Source organism: Gemmatimonas phototrophica, from assembly GCF_000695095.2.
GTDB classification, from domain to species: domain Bacteria; phylum Gemmatimonadota; class Gemmatimonadetes; order Gemmatimonadales; family Gemmatimonadaceae; genus Gemmatimonas; species Gemmatimonas phototrophica.
Map to the genome: position 1 here is coordinate 4141801 of NZ_CP011454.1, position 24886 is coordinate 4166686.

The 24886-nt window shown below is 65.1% G+C and carries 19 protein-coding genes; 8 read left to right on the forward strand and 11 right to left on the reverse strand.

All coding sequences use genetic code 11. The features are described from left to right. Positions 1-4 precede the first annotated feature (4 nt). The 3 genes from GEMMAAP_RS17455 to pdeM are packed head-to-tail and all read left to right on the forward strand — an operon-like array spanning position 5 to position 4801. Positions 5-1594, forward strand: a complete 1590-nt coding sequence (locus tag GEMMAAP_RS17455) for an ATP-dependent DNA ligase (RefSeq protein WP_026848193.1) — start codon at positions 5-7, stop codon at positions 1592-1594. Further along, positions 1587-4124, forward strand: coding sequence for a ligase-associated DNA damage response DEXH box helicase (locus tag GEMMAAP_RS17460; protein ID WP_043579329.1), 2538 nt, complete (start codon positions 1587-1589; stop codon positions 4122-4124). Before GEMMAAP_RS17455 ends, GEMMAAP_RS17460 begins: the two co-directional genes overlap by 8 nt. Further along, a complete protein-coding gene (pdeM, locus tag GEMMAAP_RS17465) occupies positions 4121-4801 on the forward strand; it encodes a ligase-associated DNA damage response endonuclease PdeM (protein ID WP_075071559.1) in 681 nt (226 codons plus the stop codon). The genes GEMMAAP_RS17460 and pdeM overlap by 4 nt, the downstream gene beginning before the upstream one ends. 84 nt (positions 4802-4885) lie before the next feature. Here the strand turns inward: pdeM and GEMMAAP_RS17470 are convergent, their stop codons facing one another. From GEMMAAP_RS17470 to GEMMAAP_RS17485, 4 genes are read right to left on the reverse strand one after another with little or no spacing between them, the layout of a single operon-like run. Then, positions 4886-5773: a DUF808 domain-containing protein gene (locus GEMMAAP_RS17470; protein ID WP_026848191.1), complete on the reverse strand. Its 888-nt coding sequence runs from the start codon at positions 5771-5773 to the stop codon at positions 4886-4888. 41 nt (positions 5774-5814) lie between these two features. After that, positions 5815-6477 (reverse strand): PAQR family membrane homeostasis protein TrhA, encoded by a 663-nt coding sequence (trhA, locus tag GEMMAAP_RS17475; RefSeq protein ID WP_043579328.1) that lies wholly within the window; start codon positions 6475-6477, stop codon positions 5815-5817. 29 nt (positions 6478-6506) lie between these two features. Further along, entirely contained in the window at positions 6507-7760 is a 1254-nt protein-coding gene (locus GEMMAAP_RS17480; protein ID WP_053333554.1) for a serine hydrolase domain-containing protein, read from the reverse strand. Beyond that, a complete protein-coding gene (locus tag GEMMAAP_RS17485) occupies positions 7757-10933 on the reverse strand; it encodes a VPS10 domain-containing protein (RefSeq protein WP_075071560.1) in 3177 nt (1058 codons plus the stop codon). Before GEMMAAP_RS17485 ends, GEMMAAP_RS17480 begins: the two co-directional genes overlap by 4 nt. Before the next feature lie 69 nt (positions 10934-11002). Here GEMMAAP_RS17485 and GEMMAAP_RS17490 point away from each other — a divergent pair, with 69 nt between their 5' ends. After that, a complete protein-coding gene (locus GEMMAAP_RS17490; protein WP_053333553.1) occupies positions 11003-12313 on the forward strand; it encodes a VanZ family protein in 1311 nt (436 codons plus the stop codon). A gap of 21 nt (positions 12314-12334) precedes the next feature. On the opposite strand, the gene GEMMAAP_RS17495 is transcribed toward GEMMAAP_RS17490, so the two are convergent. Together GEMMAAP_RS17495 and GEMMAAP_RS17500 are read right to left on the reverse strand one after the other, a co-directional pair. Beyond that, positions 12335-13786 (reverse strand): aldo/keto reductase, encoded by a 1452-nt coding sequence (locus GEMMAAP_RS17495; RefSeq protein ID WP_043579327.1) that lies wholly within the window; start codon positions 13784-13786, stop codon positions 12335-12337. Between the two features lie 287 nt (positions 13787-14073). Then, a complete protein-coding gene (locus GEMMAAP_RS17500) occupies positions 14074-15573 on the reverse strand; it encodes an APC family permease (protein ID WP_026848186.1) in 1500 nt (499 codons plus the stop codon). A 117-nt stretch (positions 15574-15690) separates the two neighbouring features. On the opposite strand from GEMMAAP_RS17500, the gene GEMMAAP_RS17505 reads away from it, so the two are divergent. Further along, positions 15691-17421, forward strand: coding sequence for a DUF885 family protein (locus GEMMAAP_RS17505; protein ID WP_053333552.1), 1731 nt, complete (start codon positions 15691-15693; stop codon positions 17419-17421). 19 nt (positions 17422-17440) lie between these two features. Here the strand turns inward: GEMMAAP_RS17505 and GEMMAAP_RS17510 are convergent, their stop codons facing one another. From GEMMAAP_RS17510 to GEMMAAP_RS17525, 4 genes are read right to left on the reverse strand one after another with little or no spacing between them, the layout of a single operon-like run. Beyond that, on the reverse strand, positions 17441-17998 hold the full coding sequence (locus GEMMAAP_RS17510; RefSeq protein WP_026848185.1) for a dihydrofolate reductase family protein: 558 nt from the start codon (positions 17996-17998) through the stop codon (positions 17441-17443). 19 nt (positions 17999-18017) lie between these two features. After that, complete coding sequence (locus tag GEMMAAP_RS17515) at positions 18018-18767, reverse strand: LytR/AlgR family response regulator transcription factor (protein WP_053333551.1); 750 nt, start codon at positions 18765-18767, stop codon at positions 18018-18020. After that, positions 18764-19843 (reverse strand): sensor histidine kinase, encoded by a 1080-nt coding sequence (locus GEMMAAP_RS17520; protein ID WP_082821447.1) that lies wholly within the window; start codon positions 19841-19843, stop codon positions 18764-18766. The genes GEMMAAP_RS17515 and GEMMAAP_RS17520 overlap by 4 nt, the downstream gene beginning before the upstream one ends. Before the next feature lie 9 nt (positions 19844-19852). Beyond that, positions 19853-20596 carry a DUF3108 domain-containing protein gene (locus tag GEMMAAP_RS17525; protein ID WP_026848184.1) on the reverse strand — a complete coding sequence of 248 codons (744 nt, stop codon included), beginning with the start codon at positions 20594-20596 and terminating at the stop codon, positions 19853-19855. 133 nt (positions 20597-20729) lie between these two features. Between GEMMAAP_RS17525 and GEMMAAP_RS20680 the strand changes: the two genes are divergently transcribed. Further along, positions 20730-21239: a CIA30 family protein gene (locus GEMMAAP_RS20680; RefSeq protein WP_026848183.1), complete on the forward strand. Its 510-nt coding sequence runs from the start codon at positions 20730-20732 to the stop codon at positions 21237-21239. A 3-nt stretch (positions 21240-21242) separates the two neighbouring features. On the opposite strand, the gene GEMMAAP_RS17535 is transcribed toward GEMMAAP_RS20680, so the two are convergent. Continuing rightward, positions 21243-22820, reverse strand: coding sequence for a tetratricopeptide repeat protein (locus GEMMAAP_RS17535; protein ID WP_026848182.1), 1578 nt, complete (start codon positions 22818-22820; stop codon positions 21243-21245). Between the two features lie 135 nt (positions 22821-22955). Between GEMMAAP_RS17535 and GEMMAAP_RS20685 the strand changes: the two genes are divergently transcribed. Together GEMMAAP_RS20685 and GEMMAAP_RS17545 are read left to right on the forward strand one after the other, a co-directional pair. Further along, entirely contained in the window at positions 22956-23156 is a 201-nt protein-coding gene (locus GEMMAAP_RS20685) for a hypothetical protein (RefSeq protein WP_026848181.1), read from the forward strand. A 106-nt stretch (positions 23157-23262) separates the two neighbouring features. Continuing rightward, positions 23263-24867 carry an alkaline phosphatase D family protein gene (locus GEMMAAP_RS17545; RefSeq protein WP_026848180.1) on the forward strand — a complete coding sequence of 535 codons (1605 nt, stop codon included), beginning with the start codon at positions 23263-23265 and terminating at the stop codon, positions 24865-24867. Positions 24868-24886 lie beyond the last annotated feature (19 nt).

A 24886-nucleotide genomic window follows, 5' to 3' on the forward strand; every position in this document is an offset into this window, starting at 1 on the left:
ACCCATGCAGCAATTCGCCGCCCTGTACGACGCCATTGATGAGAGTACCGCCACCAATCACAAGGTGGCGGCACTGGTGGCGTATTTCCGCGAGGCCCCACCGGCGGATGCAGCGTGGGCGGCAGCGTTTCTATTGGGACGCCGCCCCAAGCGTCTGGTCAAGGCACCCCATTTGCGCAGCTGGGCCGCCACCGCTGCTGGCGTGCCCGACTGGCTCTTTGAAGAGTGCTACGCACAGGCCGGCGATCTGGCAGAAACCATGGCGCTGCTGGTACCGCACGGCCACACGCTCAATGATGAATCCTTCACGTGGTGGGTGGAGACGCAGTTGCTCCCGCTCGCGCAGTGCGAGCCCGACGAACAGCACCAGCGGTTACTGACGGCGTGGAGCACACTGGGGGGCTCGGCACGGTTTGTCTTCAACAAGCTGCTCACCGGCGCCTTTCGAGTGGGCGTCTCTGATGGACTGGTCGTTCGCGCACTGGCGCAGATGAGTGGGGTGCCCGCAGAGACCATCGCGCATCGTCTGATGGGGGAATGGGAGCCCACTGCGGCGTGGTATACGCAGCTCATTGGCACGGAAACCACCGACGCAGATTGGAGCCGCCCGTATCCGTTCTTTCTGGCACATCCGCTGGAAGGCCCGGCGGAGTCGCTGGGCGACGTACACGACTGGCAGGTGGAATGGAAATGGGATGGCATTCGCTGTCAGCTGGTGCGACGTCGTGGACGCACCTTTCTCTGGAGTCGCGGCGAAGAGTTGCTGGCCGGTCGCTTTCCCGAAGTGGAAGCGAGCGCCGAGTGGCTCCCGGATGGGACCGTGCTCGACGGGGAGCTGCTGGCGTGGCGCGATGAGCAGCCGCTCCCCTTTGCCGAATTGCAGAAGCGCATCAACCGTCGCACCGTTGGCAAGAAATTGCTCGCCGATGTTCCGTGTCATTTGCTGGTGTACGACTGCCTCGAAGCGCAGGGCACCGATGTGCGCGCGTTGCCCATGACGGATCGCCGTCAGCAGGCCGAGCAGGTGGTGCGGGCGTTGCCCGGCGGCGCGCGCATTGGCCTCTCGCCAGTCATTGCTGCAGACACGTGGGAGGCAGTCAGCGCGGCGCGGCTGGAGGCCAGACGCGCTCAGGCCGAAGGACTCATGCTCAAGCGCGTGACCTCGGCCTACGGCGTGGGGCGCAAGATGGGCGAGTGGTACAAGTGGAAGGTGAACCCGCTCACCGTCGATGCCGTGCTGGTCTATGCGCAGGCGGGGCACGGACGACGGGCCGGGTTGTACACCGACTACACGTTTGCCATCTGGGACGGTGACACGCTCGTCCCCTTCGCGAAGGCGTACAGTGGACTGACGGACGCCGAGATACGACAGGTGGATCGTTTCATCCGCGCCAACACCATCGAGAAGTTCGGCCCCGTACGCACCGTGAAGGCGGAACTCGTGTTTGAGCTCGCCTTTGAAGGCATTCAGCGCAGCCCGCGCCACAAGAGCGGTATTGCCGTGCGCTTTTCGCGCATTGCGCGCTGGCGGCAGGATAAGCCCTCGCAGGAAGCAGACACCCTCGCCACCGTAAAGGCCCTGCTCGATGCATGATCGGGTGGAGGCGTGGTTCGGTGCGCGGGGCTGGCGTCCGTTCGATTTTCAGCGGGAGGTGTGGCGTGCGTATGCGAGCGGCGAATCGGGACTCATTCACGCGGCCACCGGCACGGGAAAAACATACGCCGCCTGGATGGGGCCACTCATTGAGTCGCTGAACGACACGCCGGTCGTCCGGAAGGCGCGACGTCGGGCCGATGCGCTGCCGCTGCGCGTCCTCTGGATTACGCCATTGCGCGCGTTGGCCGCCGATACTGAACAGGCGCTCCGACTGCCCGTGGACGAGCTGGGGCTCCCGTGGACCGTGGAATCGCGCACCGGCGATACCTCGCAGGCGCGTCGCGCGCGCCAACGGGAGCGCCTGCCGACGGCACTGGTGACCACTCCGGAATCGCTGTCGCTGCTATTGTGCCGCAAGGACTCGGCGGCGCTGTTCGCCGACCTGCGCTGTGTGGTCGTGGATGAATGGCACGAACTGCTGTCCACCAAACGTGGCGCGCAGGTGGAGCTCGCCTTGGCGCGATTGCGGCAGCTGCGCCCGACACTGCGCACGTGGGGGGTATCTGCCACGCTGGGCAATCTTGATGTGGCGGCGCAGACCCTTCTGGGCTACACCAACACCGGTGCACCGCGCACGCCTCGGCTCGTACGAGGCATTGTACCCAAGGACATCGAGGTGGAGGCACTGGTCCCCGAGACCATGGATCGCTTTCCGTGGGCCGGGCACCTGAATACCAAGCTGCTCCCCGAAGTCATGCAGCGGCTTGCACAGGCGGAGAGCGCCATCGTGTTCACGAACACGCGCTCGCAGTGCGAGATCTGGTTTCAGAGCATCATTGCCGCCAACCCGTCGTGGTTTGAGTTCACGGCCATTCATCATGGCTCACTATCGCGCGCGCAGCGCGAAGATGTGGAAGACGGCCTCAAATCCGGGCGATATCGCGTGGTGGTGGCCACCAGTTCCCTCGATCTGGGCGTGGACTTCACGCCGGTGGACCTGGTGATGCAGGTGGGAAGCCCCAAGGGGGTGGCGCGTCTGCTGCAGCGGGCTGGACGCTCCGGACACTCGCCGGGGCGCGTGTCGCGCATTGTGTGTGTACCCACCCACGCCTTCGAACTGGTGGAGGTGGCCGCAGCGCGCGATGCCATGCGTGCCGGCGCCATTGAAAGCCGCGACCCGGTGGACCGCCCACTGGATCTGCTCGCGCAACACCTGGTGACGCTGGCGTTAGGTGGAGGGTTCACGCGAGCAGGGGTGCTGGCGGAGCTGCGCACCACGCGCGCCTATCGTGATCTCACCGGGGACGAGCTGGACTGGGTCATCGATTTCGTCACGCGGGGTGGTGAAGCGCTGCGGGCGTACCCCGAATATGCCAAAGTGGTCTGTGTTGATGGCGTGTACATCGTGACCGATCGCCGAGTGGCGCTGCGGCATGTGCTCAACATTGGCACCATCGTGAGTGATGCCGCCATTGCCGTACGGTATCTCAAGGGTGGGCGACTTGGCACAGTCGAAGAGTCGTTCGTGTCGCGGCTGTCACCCGGCGACAGGTTCATCTTTGCCGGTACGCCCCTCGAGTTTGTACGGTTGCGTGATCTCACCGCCTGGGTGCGCAAGGCCAAAGGGATGAGCGGGGCCGTTCCGCGCTGGCAGGGGGCGCGCATGCCGCTCTCCACGGAACTCGCGGCCGCCGTGCGCGACAAACTCGAAGAGGCACGACGCGGCGAGTATCTGTCGCCGGAAATGCGGTCCGTGAAGCCGGTGCTGCTCATGCAGGCGGAGCGCAGTGTCATTCCGCGCCCGGATGAACTGCTCATTGAGCGCACCGAAACGCGTGATGGTCATCATCTGTTTGTGTATCCCTTTGAGGGACGGCTGGTACACGAAGGGCTGGCGGCGTTGTGTGCGTACCGCATGGCGCAGCTGCAGCCCTTCTCCTTCTCCTTCAGCTGCAACGACTACGGGCTTGAGCTGTTGAGCCCCGAGCGGGCACCGCTGGAAGAGGCGTTGGAGGCGGGGCTCTTCAGTATCACCCATCTACTGCACGATGTCACGCATAGTCTCAACGCGGCAGAGTTGGCGCGGCGCCAGTTTCGCGAGATTGCCCGCGTGGCGGGACTCATTTTCTCCGGCTATCCCGGACAATCCAAAAGCGTAAAGCAGCTGCAGGCATCGAGCGGCCTGTTGTACGATGTCTTTGTGAACTACGACCCGGAGAATCTGCTCGTGGCGCAGGCGCGCCGCGAAGTGCTGGAGCGCCAACTTGAGGCCAGCCGATTGGGGCGGGTGCTGGACCGGCTGTCGCGCGCGACGATTCGCGTGGTGGATGTAGAGCGCCCCACGCCACTCGCGTTCCCCCTCATGGTGGACATGACGCGGGCCAAACTCAGCACCGAAAAGCTGGCGGACCGCGTGAAGCGCATGACCGTAGCGGCGGAGAAGCCGACCAAGTCGGGGGTGATGTCGGTGTTCCGCATTGACGAGACCGTGACGAAGCTCATGGGTCCGAGCGGCGGCGAACGGTGAGCACAGCAGACGAGCCAGTGCCGGCGGGCGCCCTCTCCACCACGGTAGCTGGCGAGCACGTGGTCATGCTCCCCGAGCGCGCCCTCTGGCTACCGGCGCAGGACACCTTGTGTGTGGCCGATTTGCACTGGGGTAAAGCGGCGGCCTTTCGCGCGGCGCATGTGCCCGTGCCCATGGGCACCACCTCCCGTGATCTGGCACGGCTCTCCAGCGCGCTCGAGGTGACCGGCGCATCACATCTGGTTGTGCTGGGGGACTTGCTGCACGCACGCACCGGTCGCCACGACGAAACGTTCCGCACGATCGCGGCGTGGCGCGAGGCACACTCGGCGTTGCGTATCACCCTCGTGCGTGGCAATCACGATCAACACGCCGGCGATCCGCCGGCCGACCTGCGGATTGGCTGCACCGACGATCCCCTACCGCTCGGGGCCTTCGTAGGCATGCACGAACCCATGGGGCATGCGAACGGCTATGTGCTCGCCGGCCATCTGCATCCCAGCGTGACCGTTCGCGGGCGCGGCCGACAATCGCTTCGCCTCCCCTGTTTCGTCTTTGGCGATGGCGTAGGCGTGTTGCCCGCCTTCTCGAGTTTTACCGGTGGGGGCATGTACCAGCAGTCGCCCGGCGACCGGCTCTTTGGCATAGCCGGCGACTCGGTGGTGCCGCTGAACTAGCGATGCGCTGACTCGAACCTGGCAGGTGCCCGAGAATTCTGTGAACCGATCGCACAACGAGCCGTGCCTCGCTTCTTCGCGAAATCAGTGCTTGCCGCGGGCCTTCTGCACCAATGTGTAGACCAGCACCAAGGCACCGCCGCACACGACGCCCAGCAGCGCGTCAAGCACCGGCTTGGCAACCACCGCCAGCGGCCCCGTGGTGTGTGCCCACGCTTCCAATATCACATCCACCGCGTGCCACCCGTGCGCGATGATGCCACCGCCCACAGTGAACATGGCGGCGGTGCCAAGCACCGACAGCGCGCGCATGAGCATCGGCGCGCCCTTGAGCAGTACGCCACCAATGGCGCGACCGCGATTGTGCAGCGCGAGTCCCAGATCGTCGATTTTCACGATGCCCGCGACCAGTCCATACACAAACACCGTGGCGCCAAGACTGACCAGGCTCAAGGCCAGGACCTGCTCACCAATCGGGGCCGTACTCATCGTGCCCAGCGAAAGAATGATGATTTCCGCCGACAGCACGAAGTCCGTGCGAATGGCGCCCTTGATCTTGCCCTGCTCCACCGCCAACAGCTCTTCTGCACTCAAATCCGGATTGGCAATTACCGGTGAGGGCGCATCGACCTCGTCCTTGTGGAGGTACTTGTGCACCAGCTTCTCCACCCCTTCGAAGCAGAGAAACAGGCCGCCCACCATCATGAGTGGCATCACCATGGATGGCGCAAAGGCACTGATCACCAGCGCCACTGGCACCAGAATGACCTTGTTCCACAACGAGCCCTTGGCGACCGCCCACACCACTGGCAGTTCACGCTCCACCCGTACACCACTCGCCTGCTCGGCGTTGAGGGCGAGATCATCACCCATGACGCCACTCGTTTTGGTTGCCGCAACTTTGGTCAGCACCGCGACATCATCCATCATGGACGTGATGTCATCGAGCAGCACGAGCAGACTGGTAGCCATGTATTCGGAATGAAAGACGAAGGACGCTGCGGTTTAGTGCTTTAGCGGACGGTGACCGCGACCGGCGCCGAATAGAAGAGCACCGCGAAGTAGTGACAAATGCTGCCGCCGAGAACAAACAGATGCCATACCGGGTGTGTCCACGCCCGGCGCTTGTCCACGTAGAAGACCACGCCACCGGTGTAGAACAAGCCACCACCAACCAAAAGTGCCAATCCAGCCTTATCCATGGAGGCGATGAGTGGCTTGGCGGCAATGATGGCCACCCACCCCATGGCCACGTAGACCGCTGTGGAGAGCTTGGCCATGGCGCCGCTGCCGAAGAGCACCTTGAACAGCACCCCCAGTGCCGCCAGCGTCCACACAATGCCGAAGAGGGTCCATCCCCACCGCCCACGCAATACGCCCAGCGTGAACGGCGTGTACGTGCCGGCAATCAGCAGATAGATGGCGGCGTGGTCGAGTACGCGCATTTTCTGCTTGAGCGTGGGGTGCGAGATGGCATGGTACAGCGTGCTGGCGGCGTAGAGCGCCACCAGCGCCGCACCAAAAACGCTCGCTCCCACAAGGGCAGTCCGCTCGCCGCGGTTGGCCGCCGAGAGCACCAGAATAGGCAGGCCAATCAGACTGGCCACAAAACCGGCCCCATGCGTGAGAGCGTTGGCGAGCTCTTCACGGGGGCCGGCAGTTCGACGCTGAGACATTCCTGAAATCTAACCGACCGAGCTGGTGGTTACCGTAACGACCCCAGCAGTCGCGCCACGAAGCCGTTCAGGCTGGCCGTGGTATCCATCCAGCGAATGACCGCCACGACGTCATTGACGGGATCCACGTAGATGAAATTGTTGCCGGCGCCGACGTGGACAAACGCCTCCGGCGGCGCGGCAGCCAGATACGACCGGTCGGGGTTCACGAACCAGTTCATGTAGCCGTAGGTCTTTTGCGCCGGAGTGGGGGTGAGCGCCTGCGTCACCCACGCATCGCTCAGCAGCCGCTTGTCACCCCACAGGCCCCGCCGCTGCGTGAGCAGGCCAAAGCGAGCCATGTCCCACGCGTTGAGCACCATGCCGCCACCCCAGTGGCCACCGCCGCTCACGCTCTGTACCTCACGCCCGTCCAGCACGATCCACGAATTGTCGTAGCCGTACCAGCGCCACGTGTTGGACGCCCCAATGGGGTCCATGATGCGCTCCTTGAGCACCTCCGGCAGGGGCCGCCGCCACACCTGCAGCGCCGCCAGTGCGAGCACATTCACGCGAGTGTCGTTGTACTCGTAGGCACTGCCTGGTTCCACGCGCGGGCGTGTGGTCCAGGTGGCCGCGTTCTGCGCCGGTCGATCGGCCCACTCCGGCTTGCCCCACAGCGTGCCTTCCCAATCACTCACCTGGCGCAGCAAATGATCCCACGTGAGCCGCTTGTTGTGCGGCGTGTCGAAGGGCATGAGCAGCTTGTCGGTGCCAGGCCAATCGCGGCTGTAGGCGGTGCCGTTCGGACGTGCCCGCACAATGGGTGGTACGTATTTGGCCACCGTGTCGTGCACGCTGCGAATGCGCCCTTCGTCCACGGCCAGCCCCACCACCGTGCTCACGAAGCTCTTGGTCACGCTGTTCGTGATCTCCTCTGCTTCAGGATCACCCCAGGTCGCCACCACATAGCCGCGACGCACCACAATGCCGGTCGCCACTCCACGCGGCGGCAGCGGCCCAATGGCATCTCCCAACGGTTCGCGTCCGAAGCTCTGCAGATGATTGAGCTCCAGATCACGCGGCGTCTTGCTTTCCTTGCTGATGGCGAAGGCCACCGCATCCGCGAGCTTGGCCGAGTCCATGCCGACTGCAGACGGCGCCCGACGCTCCCAGCTTCCGGCCGGCGGCACATAGGGCGCCACCGAAGCACTCTTCTTCTGCGCCGACGCCGGTGAGGCAAGCCCCACCACCAGCGTCGTCGCACCCACAACCCGATACCCAATACTCCGAACTGTGGTCATGCGATCGGCCCCTTCCCCTTCGCCTTGCCAATCACGCCCGGCACGTTGTTCGCCTTGAGCAGGGCGTTGAACGCCGGCACATCCACGTTTTCGATCTGCTCCACTTCAGCGCGAATGGCACTCCACACCTTCTCCAACTCGGCCAGACGATCCTTCACCGGCTGCGTGAGCGCCGTGTTCCCTTCCACCTGCCCCATGAGGAAGCCGTACTGCCCGTTGATCCCGTTGGCGTAGTTGATGATGTCCTGCCCGTTGGCCGCCTTGGTGGTCAACCGCGGGTCCATCTTCTCCAGCTTGCCATTCAACGAACGGCCAGCCTTGGCAATGGTATCAGCGGCGCTGGTTTCCTTCGCACGCGCCACGTAGCCCTGCACCTGCGTCTTCACATCACGCAGCCGCAGCACGGACTCGTGAATCTCGGTAATGCGCGTCGCCAGCAGGTTGGCCACCGAATCGCGCTCCGCAATCACGGCCACCGGCGCATCAATGCGCGGATCCATCTTCACCACGAGTGGCTGCGTTTGCACCGTGCTTCCCACGGTGAGCCGAACGGTGTAGTTGCCCGGCGTAACTCGCGCGCCGCCGTCGCTCGGTGCGCCGAAGAGCAGCACATTGCCCACGCGCGTGGGCATGGGGCGGCGCAGGTTCCACGTGAGCGTATTCAGTCCCGCCTTGGCGGTGAGTCGGCTCAGGGAATCCTTGGTCGCGTAGGAGCGCACCACCATGTTCTTGCTGTCGAGAAACTCGACCGACACCGCCGTGGCGCTGTCCGGCGCCGCGGCCAGTCGGAAATACACGGTCGCACCGTTGGGCGGATTCTTGCCGGCGTTTTGCGGCGTACCAAAGCCACCGCCACCCGCAAAGAGAATGGCCTCGCGTGGTGCGTACAGATGCGCAGTGGCCTTCTCCACACTCTCGGCCCGCTGACGCAGCACCGACAGGTCGTCGAGAATCCAGAACGCGCGCCCTTCGGTGGACGCAATGAGATCGCCGTGCTTCACCTGCAAGTCCGTAACCGGTACCACCGGGAAGTTGCCGCGGAATGGCAGCCACTGCGCGCCCGCATCGTACGACACGTACACACCCGTTTCGGTCCCCGCGTACAACAGCCCTTTCTTCACCGGGTCTTCGCGCACGACACGCACCGGCTCTCCATCACGCAGGCCATTCACGATGCGCGTGAAGGTGGCCCCGTAATCCTTCGATACGAAGATGTGCGGCGTGGGATCACCCACGCGGTCCTTGCGGAACGACACGTACAGCGTGGCCGGATCGTGCGGCGAGATGGCAATTTCATTCACGAGGCCATCGCCCCACGCAGCCGGCGTGACGTTCGTCCACGTCTTGCCACCGTCGCGCGTGCGCTGAATGAGACCGTCGTCGGTGCCCACGTACAGTGTGGACGCATCGTGCGGTGACTCTTCGATCACCACAATGGTGGCATACACCTCGCCACCAGCGCCTTCGTTGGTGATGGGGCCACCACCCCACCCCTGCCGCGTCTTGTCGTTGCGCGTCAAGTCGCCGGAGATCGGCGTCCACGCCTGCCCACGATTGGTGGTGCGGAAGAGCACGTTGCCGCCGTGGTACACCACCTTGTCGTCGTGCTGCGACACCTCAATGGGCGCCGTCCAGTTGAAGCGGTACTTCGTCTTGTCGGTAGGCTCGGTGAGGTTCATCTCGGGCCACGGCATGATGGCGCGGGTGAGCCCCGTGTTGGCATCCTGCTCTTCGATGATGCCCTGATAGCAGCCACCGTACACGTAGCGCGGGTTCTTCGCACTCACACCCATGTTGGCGCTTTCGCATCCCGGGCCTTCCTTCCAGTCGCGCAACCCGATCGCGCCGCCGTCGCTGCGGGACGCAATGATGACCGAGCTGTTGTCCTGCTGGCCGCCGTACAGCTTGTACGGGAAGTCGTCGTCCACCGCCACATGGTAGAACTGCGACGTAGGCTGGTTGTCCTGCGTGCTCCAGCTCTTGCCACCGTTCAATGAAATGCTGGCGCCACCGTCGTTGGCATTGATGAGATACCGCGAATCACGCGGGTTGACCCAAACGCCATGATTGTCGCCGTGCATGGCCGGCAGCACGGCAAACGTGCGGCCACCATCAATGCTCTTGAGCAACGGCGCGTTGCTGATGTACACCACGTCGGCGTTGGTGGGGTCGGCCGTGATGTGCATGTAGTACCAGGAGCGCGTCTGAATCAGCCGGTCGCCGCTCAGCAGGCGCCACGACTTGCCGGCGTCATCGCTGCGGAACAACCCACCGGCTTCCGCTTCCACAATGGCGTACACACGGTCGGGATTGGCCGGCGACACGGACACGCCAATCTTGCCCATCAGCTTGGGCAGTCCTTCGGTGAGCCGTTTCCAGGTATCGCCGCCATCGGTGCTCTTCCACATGCCGCTGCCGGCGCCGCCGGAACGCACCATCCACGGCGTACGCTGGTGATCCCAGAACGCCGCATACAGGATGCGCGGATTGGTGGGGTCCATGGACAGGTCACTGGCGCCGCTGGTGGCGTTCTCTCCCTTCAGCAGCAGTGTCCACGTCTTACCGCCGTCGGTGCTGCGGTAGATGCCACGATCGGTGGTCCCTTTCCAGCGATCGCCCTGCACGGCGGCGTACACAACATCCGGATTGGTGGGGTGCACCCGCACCGCCGAGATCTGCCGTGACGCCTCCAGCCCCGTCCGGGTCCAGGTGCGCCCCTGGTCGGTGCTCTTGTACATGCCGTCGCCGTAGGTGCTCGACTGGCCGCGAATGGCGTGCTCGCCGCTCCCCACGTACAGCACGTTCTCATCGCTCGGCGCCACGGCAATGGCCCCAATGGAGCTCGACGTGAAGAAGCCGTCGGAGATGTTGCGCCAGTTCATGCCGGCGTCGTCGGTACGCCAAAGCCCCCCGCCGGTGTAGCCGGCGAAGTACGTCATGGGGTTGCTGGGCAGGCCGACCACGGCCACCGACCGGCCCCCACGCCACGGGCCAACGTTGCGCCACGAAAGCGCCGCAAAGGTCGTGGAATCGAACGCGGACAGGGCGGGGCGAGCGGCGGCCTTGCCTGCCGTCTGGGCGTTGAGCGAGGCCGGGAGGGCCAAGGGAAGCGCCAAGGCCAGCGCCAAAGACGCCCGGCGGGCGGCGAGGTGGGGACGACGATGACGGGGCATCGGGTCGAGCTCCTGAAGGATCGGAAGGGGCAGGTCGAAACTCCAAGCTATCACCTTCACCTCCAAGTCGTGTCCCTGCTCCAACCCTCGCCAGCATCCACCACGTTCCGCTACCGACGGACCGCCGATTTCACGGCGCTCCGCCTTGGCCGGGCCATTCTGGGATACCTCGCGGTCATCGTCGCCATCATCACGCTGGCCCCGTTCCGCTTTGCCAGTGCCCCGGTGCACGGGCTCACCAGCCTCTGGAACTGGCAGGATCTCATCCTGAACGTGGTGATGTTCATGCCGTTCGGGTTCGTCTACCAGCTTACACGCCCGCGGGGAACGCCATTTCGCTGGCCCAAGGTGCTGCTCTTGGGCGCGGTGCTGAGCGGGGCCATAGAAATCGCCCAGCTCTTTGCCCCCACGCGGTATACCTCCCTGTTGGATCTGGCCACGAACACGACCGGGACCTTGCTGGGCGCCTGGGCATTCAACGCCCTGGCTGCGCGGGTCCGCGGAGATGCCGCCGTCCGTCTGCTCGCCCTCGAGTTGCCGCTTATGGGACTCGTGTACCTGCTGGTGCCGCTCTGCTGGCTAATTGGCCTGGGCAGCGAGGCCGAGGTGCGTCGTCTGTTGGTGCTGGGCCCGAGTGTCATGGCCGGCGCCATTCTGGGCACGGTCCACGCGTCCTTTGTCCGGCACGAACCGGGGGGCGGGCCACGACGCTTCACCCCACCGCCCCGCGGGATACCGTGGTGGCTGGTCGCCTCGACGCTGGGCTGGTCGCTGGTGGCCCTGGTGCCGGGGGCGCGGGGGGACCTGTCGGTCATTGTGTCGGGGACCCTGCTCACCTTGGCCAGCGGCTTTCTGCGCGACATTGGAACGCGTCGAATCGTGCGCGCCGGGGGCTCCCGCCGCCTGGAGCTACCCACCCTCCGGATGGTGCTCCCCATTTTTGCCGCGTACCTCGCGCTATCGGCACTCTGGCCCCTCACCGACGCCACACCCGTCTGGCACGGTGCGCTGGCGCTGACCCTCCCCGGCGTTCCCCTCTCCCAACCGCTGGTCTATCGTGCACTCGAACAGGTCGCCGCTTTTACGCTGGTGGGTTACATGGGCGCCGAATACCATGGCCGCGAAGACACGAACGGCGGGACCGGGGTGCTCCGTCTGGCCTTCTGGAGCGGTGTCGCCGCCGTGCTGCTCCAGGCGGCCCGCGGCTTCCATGAATCGCACGGGGCCAGCCTGTCCTTACTGGTGCTCACGCAGATCGCGGGCGTGTTTGGCCAGTGGGTATACATCCTGCAGCGGGCGCACGTGCAGGCGCTGGTGAAACGCCGCGCGCTGCTGGAGCGCCTTCGTCAAGCGACCAGCATGCAGCGCGCGGCGGCCTAGCCGTAGAGACCTCTCGCCGAATCAGGCCGGACCGAGGTCGGCATCGACCTCGATCTCCACCAGATACTCATCCCCGATGAGATGCGCCTCCACCATGGTGTTGGCCGGCAGGATGTGACCGAAACGCTCGCCATGCGCACGAGCCACCGCCTCCCAGTCGCGGTTGACGTTGCTCACAAAGACACGCGAGCGCACCACATCTTCCAGACGACCGCCGAGCGACTGCAGCGCCCCGGCGATCTTGTCGATGCAGAAGTGGGTCTGCGCGGCCGCGTCGGTGCCGCCAATGGCGCGGCTGCCGTGGGTGGCCGTGGTACCCGACACATGAATACGCTGCCCCTTCCGCACCGCGCGGCTGTAGCCGGCCATTGGCTCCCACACCGTCCCACTCAAGGCGAGCGTACGCCCATCGTGTCCCGGGCGGGTGCTGAACGGCGCCGGAAAGCTGGACAGGTGGTGTGACAGATCACCACTGGCTGTGAGATACGGCGGCGTGCGGTATTCATCGCCACAGTCGCCGGGAATGGGCAGCAGGGCCGCTTGTGCCGCTGCAATGGCGGAACGATCGGCGTCATCCATCGCGAAGGCAAAGATGCGCGCGGTGTCGCCCACATGCTGCGAATGGCTGAGTCGCGCCCCCACAATCACCCCGGCCACGCCAGGTTGGTCGAGCACCCACCGGCTGGCCACGGTCGCAATGGACACCCCATGCTTCTGCGCTACCGCATGCACCACCTGCAGTAGTTGTTGAAAGACCCCCCAGCCGCCGGCGGTCCGGATGAAGCGCCCATATTTCATTTGCGACCAGGTATCGAGCGTCTCCCAATTGGGCTCCGGGGCGCCCAGCCACTTCTCACTCAGGAATCCGCCAAGTACGGTGCCATAACACAGGACACCGACACCGTGCTCGCGCGCATACGGCGCCAGCGTCCTGGTAAAGCGCGTATCCACCAGACTTCCGCTCACCTGATTGCTCACGAGGCGGATGCCACTGGCAATGGCCACGCGCAAATGGGCGGTATCGAAGTTGGTAACCCCAATCGCCGTGATCCGCCCGGCATCACGCTCCGCCTCGAGATGCCACAGCGCGTCCAGCCAGCGCGGATCGGCAAAGGTCCAGGCATGGAACTGCAGCAGATCAATTGTGTCCGTCTGCAGGCGGGAACAGGCGCGCTCCACGGCCGTCCGGGTATCCTCCGCACTGACCGGCCCGGGCTCAGGCACCCACTTGGTAAGGCACTGCACCGCGGCCGACGAGGCGCGGCGGAATTTCCCGGCGACAAGTTCGGCCGAGCCGTAGTGATCGGCCATATCGAACGTGGTCAAACCGGCCTCCACGTACGGCGCCATGGCCTGCGCCGCCGCATCGAGATCCAGCACGCGACCATCGCGCTCCATATCGGCAATCTGCCAGAGGCCCGTGAGCACACGGGAGATCTCGAGACCAGGCGCCAGGGTAGTCCGCTGCATCATTGCTGTGTGAAAAGTGAGAGGGGAGATATGGGAATCAGACGTGCGGGGGGCGATGGAAACAGCGTCATGGGTTATGGGTTATCGGGTGACCGAGTAACTGCGGTAAGAACTGGGACGACCGCTGTTCCAGCGGTGTCCGTGAGGGGCACGTCCCGTGCGGACGCCAGCACTCGCACCTCGCATCGTCGTGGTTGTCTCGACACTCTCACCCTCGATATCCATCGCACCTCGCGACTCGCAACGCTCTCACCTCCACGTCTCACCTCGGCCGTCTCACGTCTGTTGTCTCATTCCGGGGGCAGGACGCGGGTGATGGCCGTGAGATCTCCTCCCCGCCGCGCCAGTGCCCGCGTTTCGCGCCAGTACACGAGTGTGCCCAGTGTCATGACCACCAGCCAGACCAGCGTGGAGTGCGCATACCATCCCGGTACCGTTGCGGTGAGATCGCGGTAGCACTGCACCACCAGCAACGCCGTCAGTGTGATGAGCGCGAGTACGGCCACCACGATTTGCAGCGGCCGGGATCGCAACACCTGTACCTCGCGGGCCAACGCCGGGTTGTACGACGGCAATCGCAGCACCGACAACGCCATGATGACGAAGTTGACGAGCATGGCTGTCACCAGAATCTCCACGCCGAGAAAAAAGTCGCCGGCAAAGTGTCCGCCAAGAATGCCCAGCGTAGACAGGATGGCTGACGAGAAGAGCGCGACCCTCGGCGTGCCCGTGGCCGGGTCCACCACCGACATGGCGCGCGGAAATACGCCGTCTTCCGCCCAGGCAAAGCAGAGCCGTGAGACGCCCAGCAGCATCCCCGGAAGATCCTTGATGAGCGCGAGCGCCGCGCCCGACATCATGAGCACGCCGACGGCCGGTGAGACCAGCGGTGTGAGCAACCCGGGCGCGGTCACGTCGCCCTGCGCACTCGCCGACGCGATGTACTGCCAGGGGACCGCCCGATACACCGCACCGGTAAAGGCAAAGTAGAACACCCCCACCACGCCAATGGCCAGAAAGATGGCCATGGGCAGCGTCCGCGACGGATTCCGCGCCTCGCCGCCCGCCTGTGCAATCACGTCAAAGCCAATGAAGCTCGAAAAGAGCACCGCAGCGGCCGGAGGCACCACGGTCCAGAAAGCGCCGGGCGTGCCCAGCAGCATCGCACCTTCGCCGCGTGCCTCGACCAGCGTGCGGTATTCCTCCGGTCCGTGCGTAAACCCGGTCACGATCACGAGCCCGCTGCACAGGAACACCAGCACCACGAGGGGCACGAGCGTGCGGGTTACGGCTTTTACCCCCCGCAGATTCACCACGACAAAGGTCCAGAGGAACCCCAGCGCGAGAATCAACCTTATGGTGCGCTGCTCCAGCACGACGGCCAGTTCCGTCCATTGCGCGGCCTTGGCGGTGTCCCGCAGGAACGGCGGGATCACATACGACACCACCCCAATGGCGATGCACAGGCCAAACCACTGCGAGAAGCTGGCCAGAAACCCGGTATACGGGCCAATGGAGCGACTGGCATAGACGTACGAGCCACCGGCCCTCGGCATCGCGCTCCCCAGCATGGCGTAGCAAAGCGCGGCGAGCACCGCCGGCACCGCCGCCATGAAATAGGCAGGCAAGACGTAATCCCCGATCCCCGGCACCGAGCGCTGCAGCGCAAAGGGCACGATGTTGATCCCGGCGCCCACCATGGACCCGATGCCGGCGGCCGCGAGGCCGACCAGCCCCAGCTCCCGTCGCAACCCGGTGCGGGGGGCGCCGTCTGGCAATGCATCACTCATGAACGTCCGGGTTGAGAGCCTGTCGCACTTTCAGGGGATTCTTCCAGTCGGTACGATGCGCTCGCTGCACGGCTCCCGCCACTGGCGGCCTGACGAACCGGTCCACAGCTTCGTGGCATGACTTCTCTTCGCCTGCAGCTTTTCACACTTGGATTCCTGGCCGCCGCCGCCACGGCCCCCATTGAAGTGATGCCATTGGGCGTCGCACCACTGGGAGCACAGGCGGCACGAGGCGCCAGCTACGGCGATCTCAGCGCCCTCTTTACCTCCTGGCGCGCCTTCGAGGAGGCCCCGCGGGTCAATGGCATGCCCGACTACACCCCGGGCACCTCCGCCCGCCGGTTGGTCGAACTCCGGGCCCTGCAACAGAAGCTCGCCGCCATCGACACCACCGGCTGGACGGTGTCACAGCAGGTCGACTGGCACATCGTGCGCGCCGAAATGAACGGCATGCTGTATCACCTCACGGTGCTGCAGCCGTTCGCCCGCGACCCGGCCTACTATGCGTCGGTGCGTACCGACGAAAGTGATACGCCAGCGGAAGAGGGACCGACCATTCACGGGGCCGTGCGCCTCTGGCGCTATGGTATCTGGCCGCGCACCGCGCTCGACACCGTACGCAACCTCACCGCCGACGAAATCACCAGACTCACCACCGAGCTGCGCTCGGTCCCACCGCTGCTGACGCAGGCGCGCGCCAATCTGGCCGACGCCAACGCGAAGGATTTGTGGGTGGGTGGTGTCCGCGCGTTTGAAGAGCAGCACGATGCCCTCGGCGTGCTCGCCGATCGCGTGAAGGCGCGGCATCCCAAAGAGGCGGCACTGGCGCGCACCATCGCCGAGGCGAGGACCGCCACCGAGCAGTTCACCACGTGGCTGCGCGCCGAAGCGCCGCGCCGCACCGGCCCTTCGGGTATTGGCAAGGCACAGTACACCTGGTACCTGAAGAACGTGCAGCTCATGCCACTGACGTGGGAAGACGAAGTGGTCATTCTGCGCCGCGAACTGGCGCGGGCGCATACCTCGCTGCGGTTCGAAGAAGCGCGCAATGCGTCGTTGCCGCCAATGAAAACGGCGGAAAGCCCGGCCGAGTTTGCGGCGCTGCAGGAGAGCATGCTGCCGCGTTACCTCGGGTTCTGGCGCGACAAGCAGCTCATGACCATGGAGCCGTGGATGGAGCTGGCGCTGCGCGAGCGCTTTCAAAGCTTCTCGCCGGAACCGACGCGCAACTTCTTCTCGCAGGCCACGCACCGTGATCCGCGCACGCTGTGGACCCACCTGTTTCATTGGTGGGACAACATGCGTATCAAGGTAGCGCCGCACGCCAATCCCATTCGCCGCGAACCGTTGCGCTACAACGTGTGGATGAGCCGCGCCGAAGGGATGGCTACCGTCATGGAAGAGTGGACCATGCACGCCGGGCTGTACGACGACAGCCCGCGATCACGCGAGATTGTGTGGGCCATGCTTGCCGCCCGCGCGGCGCGCGGGCTCGGCAATCTGTACGCGCACTCCAACGAACTGGACATGGCCGGTGCCGGCGAACTGCACGTGGGATGGACACCACGTGGCTGGATGCGGCGCGATCCGCTACTGGGCTTTGAGCAGCATCTGTATCTGCGTCAGCCCGGCTACGGCGCCACTTATGTGAGCGGCGGGCGACTATTGGAAGAAGCCATCGCCGAACGGGGCCGGCAGCTCGGCGCACAGTTCACGATGAAGCGGTTCTTCGATGAACTGAACGCCGCGGGGATGATTCCCGTGTCGCTCATCTACTGGGAACTCACCGGCGATGATCGCATGATTCGCGAGCTCAAGGACGGTCAGGGGCCGCTGCCGTTCCGGTAAGTCCGGTCCCCCCGCGCTATCAGGTGGCGCGCACCACCTGATAGCGCAGCTGGGCAAATCCGCTCCCCATCTGCCGTACGTCAGTCAGTGCCAACGGCGGCGTGACAATGCGGCGCGGCAGCAACGGCATGCCGCGCCCCAAGGTGACGGAGGCGAGCGTCACAATGATTTCGTCCAGCAGGCCGGCGTCGTGGAATTGTCCGGCCAACTCGCCGCCGCCCACAATCCACACGTGCTGATCGCCGGCCGCCGCCTGCATGGCTTCGTACACCGGCCGCACGTCGCCACGCACGAAGGTGATGTCGGCCCCGGCAATGTGCGGCAGCGTGCGCGAACTGAACACCCACGTGGGCTGCGTATACGGCCACGCCATGGGCTGCGGCGCATCAGGGGCGATATGGTGACGCCACAGCCACTCGTACGTATGTGAACCCATGCAGAGCGCACCAACCTGCTTGATGAACTGCAGGTAGTCGGGTTCGCCTTCCTGCGGAAACTGAAACAACCAGTCGAGCGAATGGTGCTCATCAGCCAGGAAGCCGTCGAGCGATGACGCGGTGTAGTATTGCGTAGCCATCCGTTGGCATCCTCTGGGTTCAGGGAACTGAGGGGTGGTCACGGTCTGGGGAGATCAACGCGTGCCGCAGCGCACTCACGCGATCACGGGCCACCTTGACCCGTGTGCCAGATCGCAACACCACGGCCGGATCTCCGGCCGCCGGTTGCTCCAGCGTGAGAATGGCCGACTGTCGTACCAACGCCGATCGATGCACGCGGAGGAACCCGTGCATCCCCAGCCGCTCCTCCAGCTTGTGCATACGCTCCCGCACAATGTACGAGCGCTTCGCCGTGTGCAGCCACGCAGAATAGCCATCGGCCTGCACCCATTCAATATCCTTTACGGGGACGGTGTGCACACTGCCCCGTTCCACAACGATCAGGCGTTGCTCCGCCGTATCCGACGCTCCAGCCCGCTCCGCACGTACGCGTCGTACTCGCTCTACCGCTTCGGCCAGACGCGAGCGACGTGCCGGCTTCAATACATAGTCCACCACATCGGCGCCGAACGCCTGCACCGCAAAGTGCGCATGCGCACTCACAAACACGACGCACAGCTGTGGCGTGTGTGCTCGCAGCGTTCGGGCCACTTCCAGCCCATCGTGTTGCGGCATGGCGATATCCGTAAAGCAGGCATCGGCGGCGTAGCGAGCACAGGCGGCAACCGCGTCGTCCCCACGTGCGGTTATGGCCACCACGTCGCACCCCAGTCGCGAGAGATCGTCGGCAAGCACGGCGGCAGCCACCGGTTCATCATCCGCCACCACCACACGCAGTGGAACCGTCACGGAGCCTCCGGTCGTCGCGCCGGAAGTACCAGCGTGGCGCACATGCCACCGGGGCGCTCGGTGAACGCAAGCGAGGCGGCACCACCGTACAGCAGCGCGAGCCGGCGGCGGGTCGTGGCGACCCCAACTCTCAGCCCACCAAATGGCGACGGCTCGGCGTCCACTCCGTCCTCCGGCCCGTCGGCATCCACCGTGAGCGTCGCGATGTCGTTCTCACAGTGGGCAGACAGCACCACGCGCCCCGGGGTACTCCGGCGCGCAATTCCGTGCCGAATGGCGTTCTCCACCAACGGCTGCCAAACCAGCGCCGGCAGCGCGACGGGTCGAACGCTGGCGTCAATGTGCCACGTGATGTGAAGCCGATCTCCCAGCCGCGCTTGCTCAATGGCCAGATAGCGCTCCACAATTTCCCGTTCGGCATCGAACGGTACCGCATCGCTCGATTCGGTCAGGGCAAAGCGCAGCAGATCGCCGAGATCAGCCGCAACCTCACTGGCCCGTTCACCCTCGCCGCGACGGGCCAGCCCGGACACGGTATTGAGCGCATTCAACAGGAAATGCGGTTCCAGTCGCGCCCGTAACGCCTCCAGCTCTGCCTGCACCAGTGTGGCCTGCAGGACGGCCTCGCGGTCGGCCGCTCGTGCTCGTTGGCGCCGTGCGTCGGTCCAACTTCCAACCAGTGAAATGAGCCCGGCCGTGATGGCGTGCGTGGGCAGCCACCCCAGCACCACCAGTTGCCAACTCGTACTCCACCGGTAGGGCGAGGGGGGTTGGACAATGAGCAAAATGATCGCCGACGCCACGCCGCATATCACCAGCGCCACCGTCGCCAGCACGGCGAGTGCGCGCCCTTCCGAGTCTACGAGCGACCAGCGGTGAGCGAGCGGTTGCGCAAGCAGCAGCCACAAAACAGCGGTTGCCACCTGTGCCCAGAGGGCGACCGGCACCATGGACGCCACACGCACATACTCGAGCGCCTGCACCAGGGGCGTAAGTCCCAGCACGGCGCACAGCAGCACCGTGCCCACGAGCCACCAACGAGCACGAAAACGAGTCCCGGCAGAGGCGACGGTCATAAGCGAAAGCTAGCGCGGCGTGTTCCGCGTGGACACGAGCACGATGTCCAGCGACATGCCGCTCTCCTGCATGCGCACCAGTCGGTATGGTGCCGTTCGGGTGACAAAGAGCGTGACCATGCTTCGTTCCGCCTGCTGCTCAATACGCCACACATCGAAGTGTCCGGCCGGCACGGTCACCGTATCCGCCCGCAGTACCCGCAGGCGATACTCGGCGACCGTCCCCTTGCCACTGGTCAGGACAGGAACGCGAAGGTCCAACCCTTCGCGCCACCGCACCGCGGCGAGCAGCGGGGTGACGGCATTGTCGTCCACCGTGCCCACGGGCACCACGGTATCGATCGCCAGCACACCCCCTGCGGAGGTGGGGGTGGCGGACTGCCCGATAATGCGCACCCCATCGGCCGCCGGAACGAAATCCAGTGCAATACGCATGGGGGCGCCGCGCATCACACCGCTTTGCCGCAACGTGCGCTCCGCCAGCGTGGCCGTGAACGACAGGATGCTTTCCTGATTCACCATGCCCCCGAGGGCAATGGCATCACGCAGCTCCCACCCCATCGTCTGACTGTCGCGCGTGCGCGCGAGCGTCTGCCATCCCATGGGTGTGCCGCGCATGAGCACGGCAAAGGAGTCTACGCCGACCTTCAGCCGAGCGGGATCCACCTGCGTGCTCAGGGCGGTGGCTTGTGCGTGCGCGGTGGAACCAAGGCCCGTGGCGAACACCACGGCCCACAACACGGTACGGATCATGATCGGTCTCAGCGTCGGCGGTGAAAAGGGAACAGGCGGTGTACCACCCTGTCCGAAGCTGTACGCGGCAGCGAAGTTTGGGAGTCACCGCTGCAACGAACGGCCCGCCGCCTGCAACGAATTACCTGCATTCATGCCCCTGCTGCTCGACGATTTCACAGAAGCGTCCGAGGTGATTGCTGCACGCTGGTCGGTGTTCAGCGATCGCGTCATGGGCGGTGTCTCAACGGCGAACGCTACGCTGGGATGGGTGGATGGCCAATATGCCTTGCGGCTCACCGGCAATGTCTCCCTGGAGCACAACGGGGGATTTGTGCAGGTGGCGCGAGCCCTGAACAACGGGGCGGGGCGACCGTTCGACGCCAGCGGATACGATGGCATTGGTCTGCGCCTCTGGGGCGCGGGCGGCCCGTACTTTCTGCATCTGCGCACGGAAGACTGCCGCGCCCCGTGGCAGTACTACAGCGCGCCGCTCCCGGTAGATGGGGCCTGGGAAGAACTGGTCGTCCCGTGGCACGAGTGCGAACCCGTTTCACTGCGCGAACCACTCGATCCGTCCCGACTGATCCGCCTCGGCATTGTCGCGGCGAAGCGGGCCTTCAGCGCCAACGTGGCTGTGGCGCGCGTGACCTGCATTCCCTGAGGCTCAGGTAGGCTCAGTCTGCTCGGGCCAGAGCTCGCCGTACAAGGTGGGGCCGCACGACTGGCAGATGGCATGACTGAACGTCGCATCCGAGTGCGTGGAGATATACGACTCCACCGCTTGCCAATACCCCTGGTCGTCACGGACGCGCTTGCAGTTGGCGCAAATGGGAATAAGGCCGGAGAGCGTCCGCACATCGTTCAAGGCCGTGCGCAGCTGCGTATTGGTCGCCGCGAGCGCTTCTTCGCGGGCCCGTCCCAAGCGGTTGAAGCGCACGAGTTGATAGACCAGGATCGCCACCAGCACAAACACGGCCAGCCCCAACAGTCCCGTGACCCGTTGCCGCGCGATGATGGCCGCCTGCGCCTGCTGCGCCTCGCGGAGCCTGGTCGTTTCTTCGCGCTGGCGTTCACGTTCTTCGCGGTCTTCCTCGGCGGTGAGTCGTTCGGCCGTGGACCGATCAAAAATGGTGTCGCGCATGGCGGTGGCTGCGCGTAACGCCCGCAGCGAGGCCACGGAATTCCCGGCCCGCTCCTCCACCTGCGACAGCGCCTCGAAGGCCTGCAACATGAACACCCGCTGCTCCACACTGCGCGACAATTCGAGCGATTCCATCAAGCGCGAACGCGCCACCGGCAGCTCCCCCAATTGGGCGTGCCCCTCACCCATCAGCAGCAGCGCGCGGGCCCGGCTGCGGATATTGCCGTTCTCCTTGCCCATGGCCGCCAGCGAATCAAGCAGCGGCAAGGCCTCGCGCGCTCGACCCTGCCGTAGCAGCGCTTCACCGCGCGCCGCCGCGTTCAAGCGCCACCCGCCAAGGGAGTCCACCACGGAGATCTGTGGCGAGCCGCTGGAGTACGCCGCCAGCGACCGGGCAATGGTCTCATATGCCAGCGCGAACTGCCTGGTATCCACATAGACGAGGGCGAGCGTATTGAGCGCATAGCCGAAAATGGCCTGATCGCCGGACGTACCTGCCATGGCCACGGCTTCCTTGAGTCGGGCTTCAGCACGCCCGTATTGGCCCCAATCCTGGTATACTTTGCCAATATTGGTCAGGACACGCGCAATGCCTACCGTGTCATGTTGCCGACGACGTCCGTCGAGCGACTGCGAGAAGGCGTACAGCGCTTGTTCGTAGTTGCCAAGCTGGTAGTGCGCGGAACCGGTGTTATTCCAGGTACGCGATGCCCCCACCGTATCACCCAGCGCCAGACGCATGTTTCGCCCGCGCTGCACGTACCCCAACGCACTTTCGTTTTGGTTCGCGCGGAGCAGTTGCGATCCCATGGACAGTATGGCGTCGGCCTTGAGCGGGGAATCCGGTAGGCGCTCGGCCAGCGTAATCGCCTGCCGAGCGGCGACGACCCCCGAATCCACCTTCCCGGCCCGCGAATAGGCATCGGCCAACCCCCGCCAGGCCTCAATCAGCCGTTCCGGTTGGTCCCGGATCGCGGACAGACTGTCCACCGTGGCACGCCACTGGTCCACCGTCCGCACAGGAGTCTGCGCAGAGACGGGCGAGGTGATGGCAACGATCAGCGTTCCGAAAACGAGAAGGAGTTGGCCGGCGCGATTCATGGGTGGGGACGTCGGGATCCGGGCAAACGCCGGATAGCTGGTGCGTGGGACTGCAGTTGGAAGCGACACCGGCCGATATTTGAACAAGTTGGTCCCGTTTCCGACTTTGTTCAACAACATCCGGGCATCCGATTCATGTTCAACGATCTGTGCGACGATGCGCACGAAGCGCATTCGCTGAAGGCTATCCACCGCGTCGTGATGGTGATTGGCGTGGTGTTCCTGACGTTTGGTGGTTTTGCCATTAGCACGCGCCTTGGCCAGTCTCAGCCGCCCGCCTCGGCGGCGTACGGCACCAAGCAGGCGCAGCCCGACGCGGCCGTATTCGGCGACTGAGGGTCCTGAGGGTTTAAAGCGACGACGGGGCGTGATGCTGAGGCATCGCGCCCCGTTGCCGTTTGGGCCGCGATCTGTAGGCTTCGGTGACCTCACTTCCCCACGCATGTCTGACCAGCAACTCCCCCGGCGCACGTTCCTCGCCCGATCCCTGGCCGCTGGCGCAGGGCTGACCCTTGGCCGAGCCGGGCTCTGGCTGCCATCCTCGGGGGCACCGGCCGTGGTGACCAGTGAAAGACGACGCCCGGTACTCCCCAACGGGGTGCAGAGTGGCGACCCCTGGCCCACCCGCGCCGTGCTCTGGGGGCGCACCGATCGTCCGGCGCAGCTGGAGGTGGAGTGGTCCACCACGGAAGCCTTCCGCACCGTCCACCGCGTGCGCGGGCCGATCGCCCGGGCGGAAGCCGCCTTTACCACCCATCTCGATCTCACCGGGCTCCCCCCGGGAGAAACCATCTTTTACCGCGCGCGCTACGAAAGTCTGGAGACGCCCGGGGCGTTCAGCGAACCAGTGACCGGGCAGCTGCGCACCCCTCCTCGCGCGTCGGCACGCGCCACGAAGCCGGTGCGGGTGGCCTGGTCGGGGGACATGGTGGGTCAGGGTTGGGGCATCGATGCCTCGCGCGGTGGCATTCGCATGTACGAGGCGCTGCGACGCGCGGAGCCCGATGTGTTTGTGCATTCGGGGGACAACATCTACGCCGACGGTCCACTGCAGACCGAAGTGCCGCTGGATGACGGCACGGTGTGGCGCAATCTGGTAACCGACGCCAAGAGCAAGGTGGCGGAAACGCTGGACGAATATCGCGGGGCGTTTGCGTACAACCTGCTCGATGACAACGCGCGTCGGTTCGGGGCACAGGTGCCCGTGATTGCGCAGTGGGACGACCATGAAGTCGTGAACAACTGGTTTCACGATCTGGTGCTCGAGGACGATCCACGGTACACCGAGAAGAACGTGCGGGTGCTCGCGCAGCGGGCGCAGCAGGCGCTGTTCGAGTTTCTCCCCATCCGGCGGAACGCCGCCGAACCCAACCGGATCTACCGGTCGTTTTCCATGGGGCCATTGCTGGAAATCTTCGTCGTGGATCTGCGCAGCTATCGCGGCGCCAACTCTCCCAATCGGCAAACCAGCGCGTCACGCGAGACCGCGATCCTGGGCGACGCGCAGTTGGCGTGGCTGGAACGCGGGCTACGGCAGAGTCGGGCCACCTGGAAGGTAGTTGCCTGCGACATGCCGATTGGGCTCGTCGTGGAGGACCGCCTGCGCGAGGGGGTGCGCAACTACGAAGCCATTGCCAACGCCGACGCGGGTGTCCCTCTTGGCCGCGAACATGACATCGCCCGGTTGCTGCGCGCCCTGCAGCAGGCGCAGGTGCGCAACGTGGTGTGGATTACGGCGGATGTGCACTACTGTGCCGCACACCAGTACGCGCCGGAGCGGGCCGCCTTCACGCAGTTCGATGCCTTCTGGGAATTTGTGGCGGGCCCCATGCATGCCGGCACCTTTGGGCCCAACGCGCTCGACGGGACGTTCGGGCCTGAGGTGCGCTTCGCCAGCGCGGCGCCGAAACCCAACCGTCCGCCCAGCGACAACCTGCAGTTCTACGGCACGCTCGACATCGACCCACGTACCCGTGCGCTGACGGCCGGACTATGGGATGTCACGGGCACGCGCTTGTGGAGCGTAGAGCTGCCGCCCGCGAACTGAGCCGCTGGCCCGCACGTTT

Excerpts from the sequence above, each read along its gene's own strand:
- GEMMAAP_RS17460 (WP_043579329.1), top strand. The coding sequence starts at position 1,587 with ATGCATGATCGGGTGGAGGCGTGGTTCGGTGCGCGGGGCTGGCGTCCG.
- GEMMAAP_RS17455 (WP_026848193.1), top strand. The coding sequence starts at position 5 with ATGCAGCAATTCGCCGCCCTGTACGACGCCATTGATGAGAGTACCGCC.
- GEMMAAP_RS17505 (WP_053333552.1), top strand. The coding sequence starts at position 15,691 with ATGACTTCTCTTCGCCTGCAGCTTTTCACACTTGGATTCCTGGCCGCC.
- GEMMAAP_RS17470 (WP_026848191.1), bottom strand. The coding sequence starts at position 5,773 with ATGGCTACCAGTCTGCTCGTGCTGCTCGATGACATCACGTCCATGATG.
- GEMMAAP_RS17500 (WP_026848186.1), bottom strand. The coding sequence starts at position 15,573 with ATGAGTGATGCATTGCCAGACGGCGCCCCCCGCACCGGGTTGCGACGG.
- GEMMAAP_RS20685 (WP_026848181.1), top strand. The coding sequence starts at position 22,956 with ATGTTCAACGATCTGTGCGACGATGCGCACGAAGCGCATTCGCTGAAG.
- trhA (WP_043579328.1), bottom strand. The coding sequence starts at position 6,477 with ATGTCTCAGCGTCGAACTGCCGGCCCCCGTGAAGAGCTCGCCAACGCT.
- GEMMAAP_RS17525 (WP_026848184.1), bottom strand. The coding sequence starts at position 20,596 with ATGATCCGTACCGTGTTGTGGGCCGTGGTGTTCGCCACGGGCCTTGGT.
- GEMMAAP_RS17495 (WP_043579327.1), bottom strand. The coding sequence starts at position 13,786 with ATGATGCAGCGGACTACCCTGGCGCCTGGTCTCGAGATCTCCCGTGTG.
- GEMMAAP_RS17480 (WP_053333554.1), bottom strand. The coding sequence starts at position 7,760 with ATGACCACAGTTCGGAGTATTGGGTATCGGGTTGTGGGTGCGACGACG.
- GEMMAAP_RS17485 (WP_075071560.1), bottom strand. The coding sequence starts at position 10,933 with ATGCCCCGTCATCGTCGTCCCCACCTCGCCGCCCGCCGGGCGTCTTTG.
- GEMMAAP_RS17510 (WP_026848185.1), bottom strand. The coding sequence starts at position 17,998 with ATGGCTACGCAATACTACACCGCGTCATCGCTCGACGGCTTCCTGGCT.
- GEMMAAP_RS17535 (WP_026848182.1), bottom strand. The coding sequence starts at position 22,820 with ATGAATCGCGCCGGCCAACTCCTTCTCGTTTTCGGAACGCTGATCGTT.
- GEMMAAP_RS17520 (WP_082821447.1), bottom strand. The coding sequence starts at position 19,843 with ATGACCGTCGCCTCTGCCGGGACTCGTTTTCGTGCTCGTTGGTGGCTC.
- GEMMAAP_RS20680 (WP_026848183.1), top strand. The coding sequence starts at position 20,730 with ATGCCCCTGCTGCTCGACGATTTCACAGAAGCGTCCGAGGTGATTGCT.
- GEMMAAP_RS17545 (WP_026848180.1), top strand. The coding sequence starts at position 23,263 with ATGTCTGACCAGCAACTCCCCCGGCGCACGTTCCTCGCCCGATCCCTG.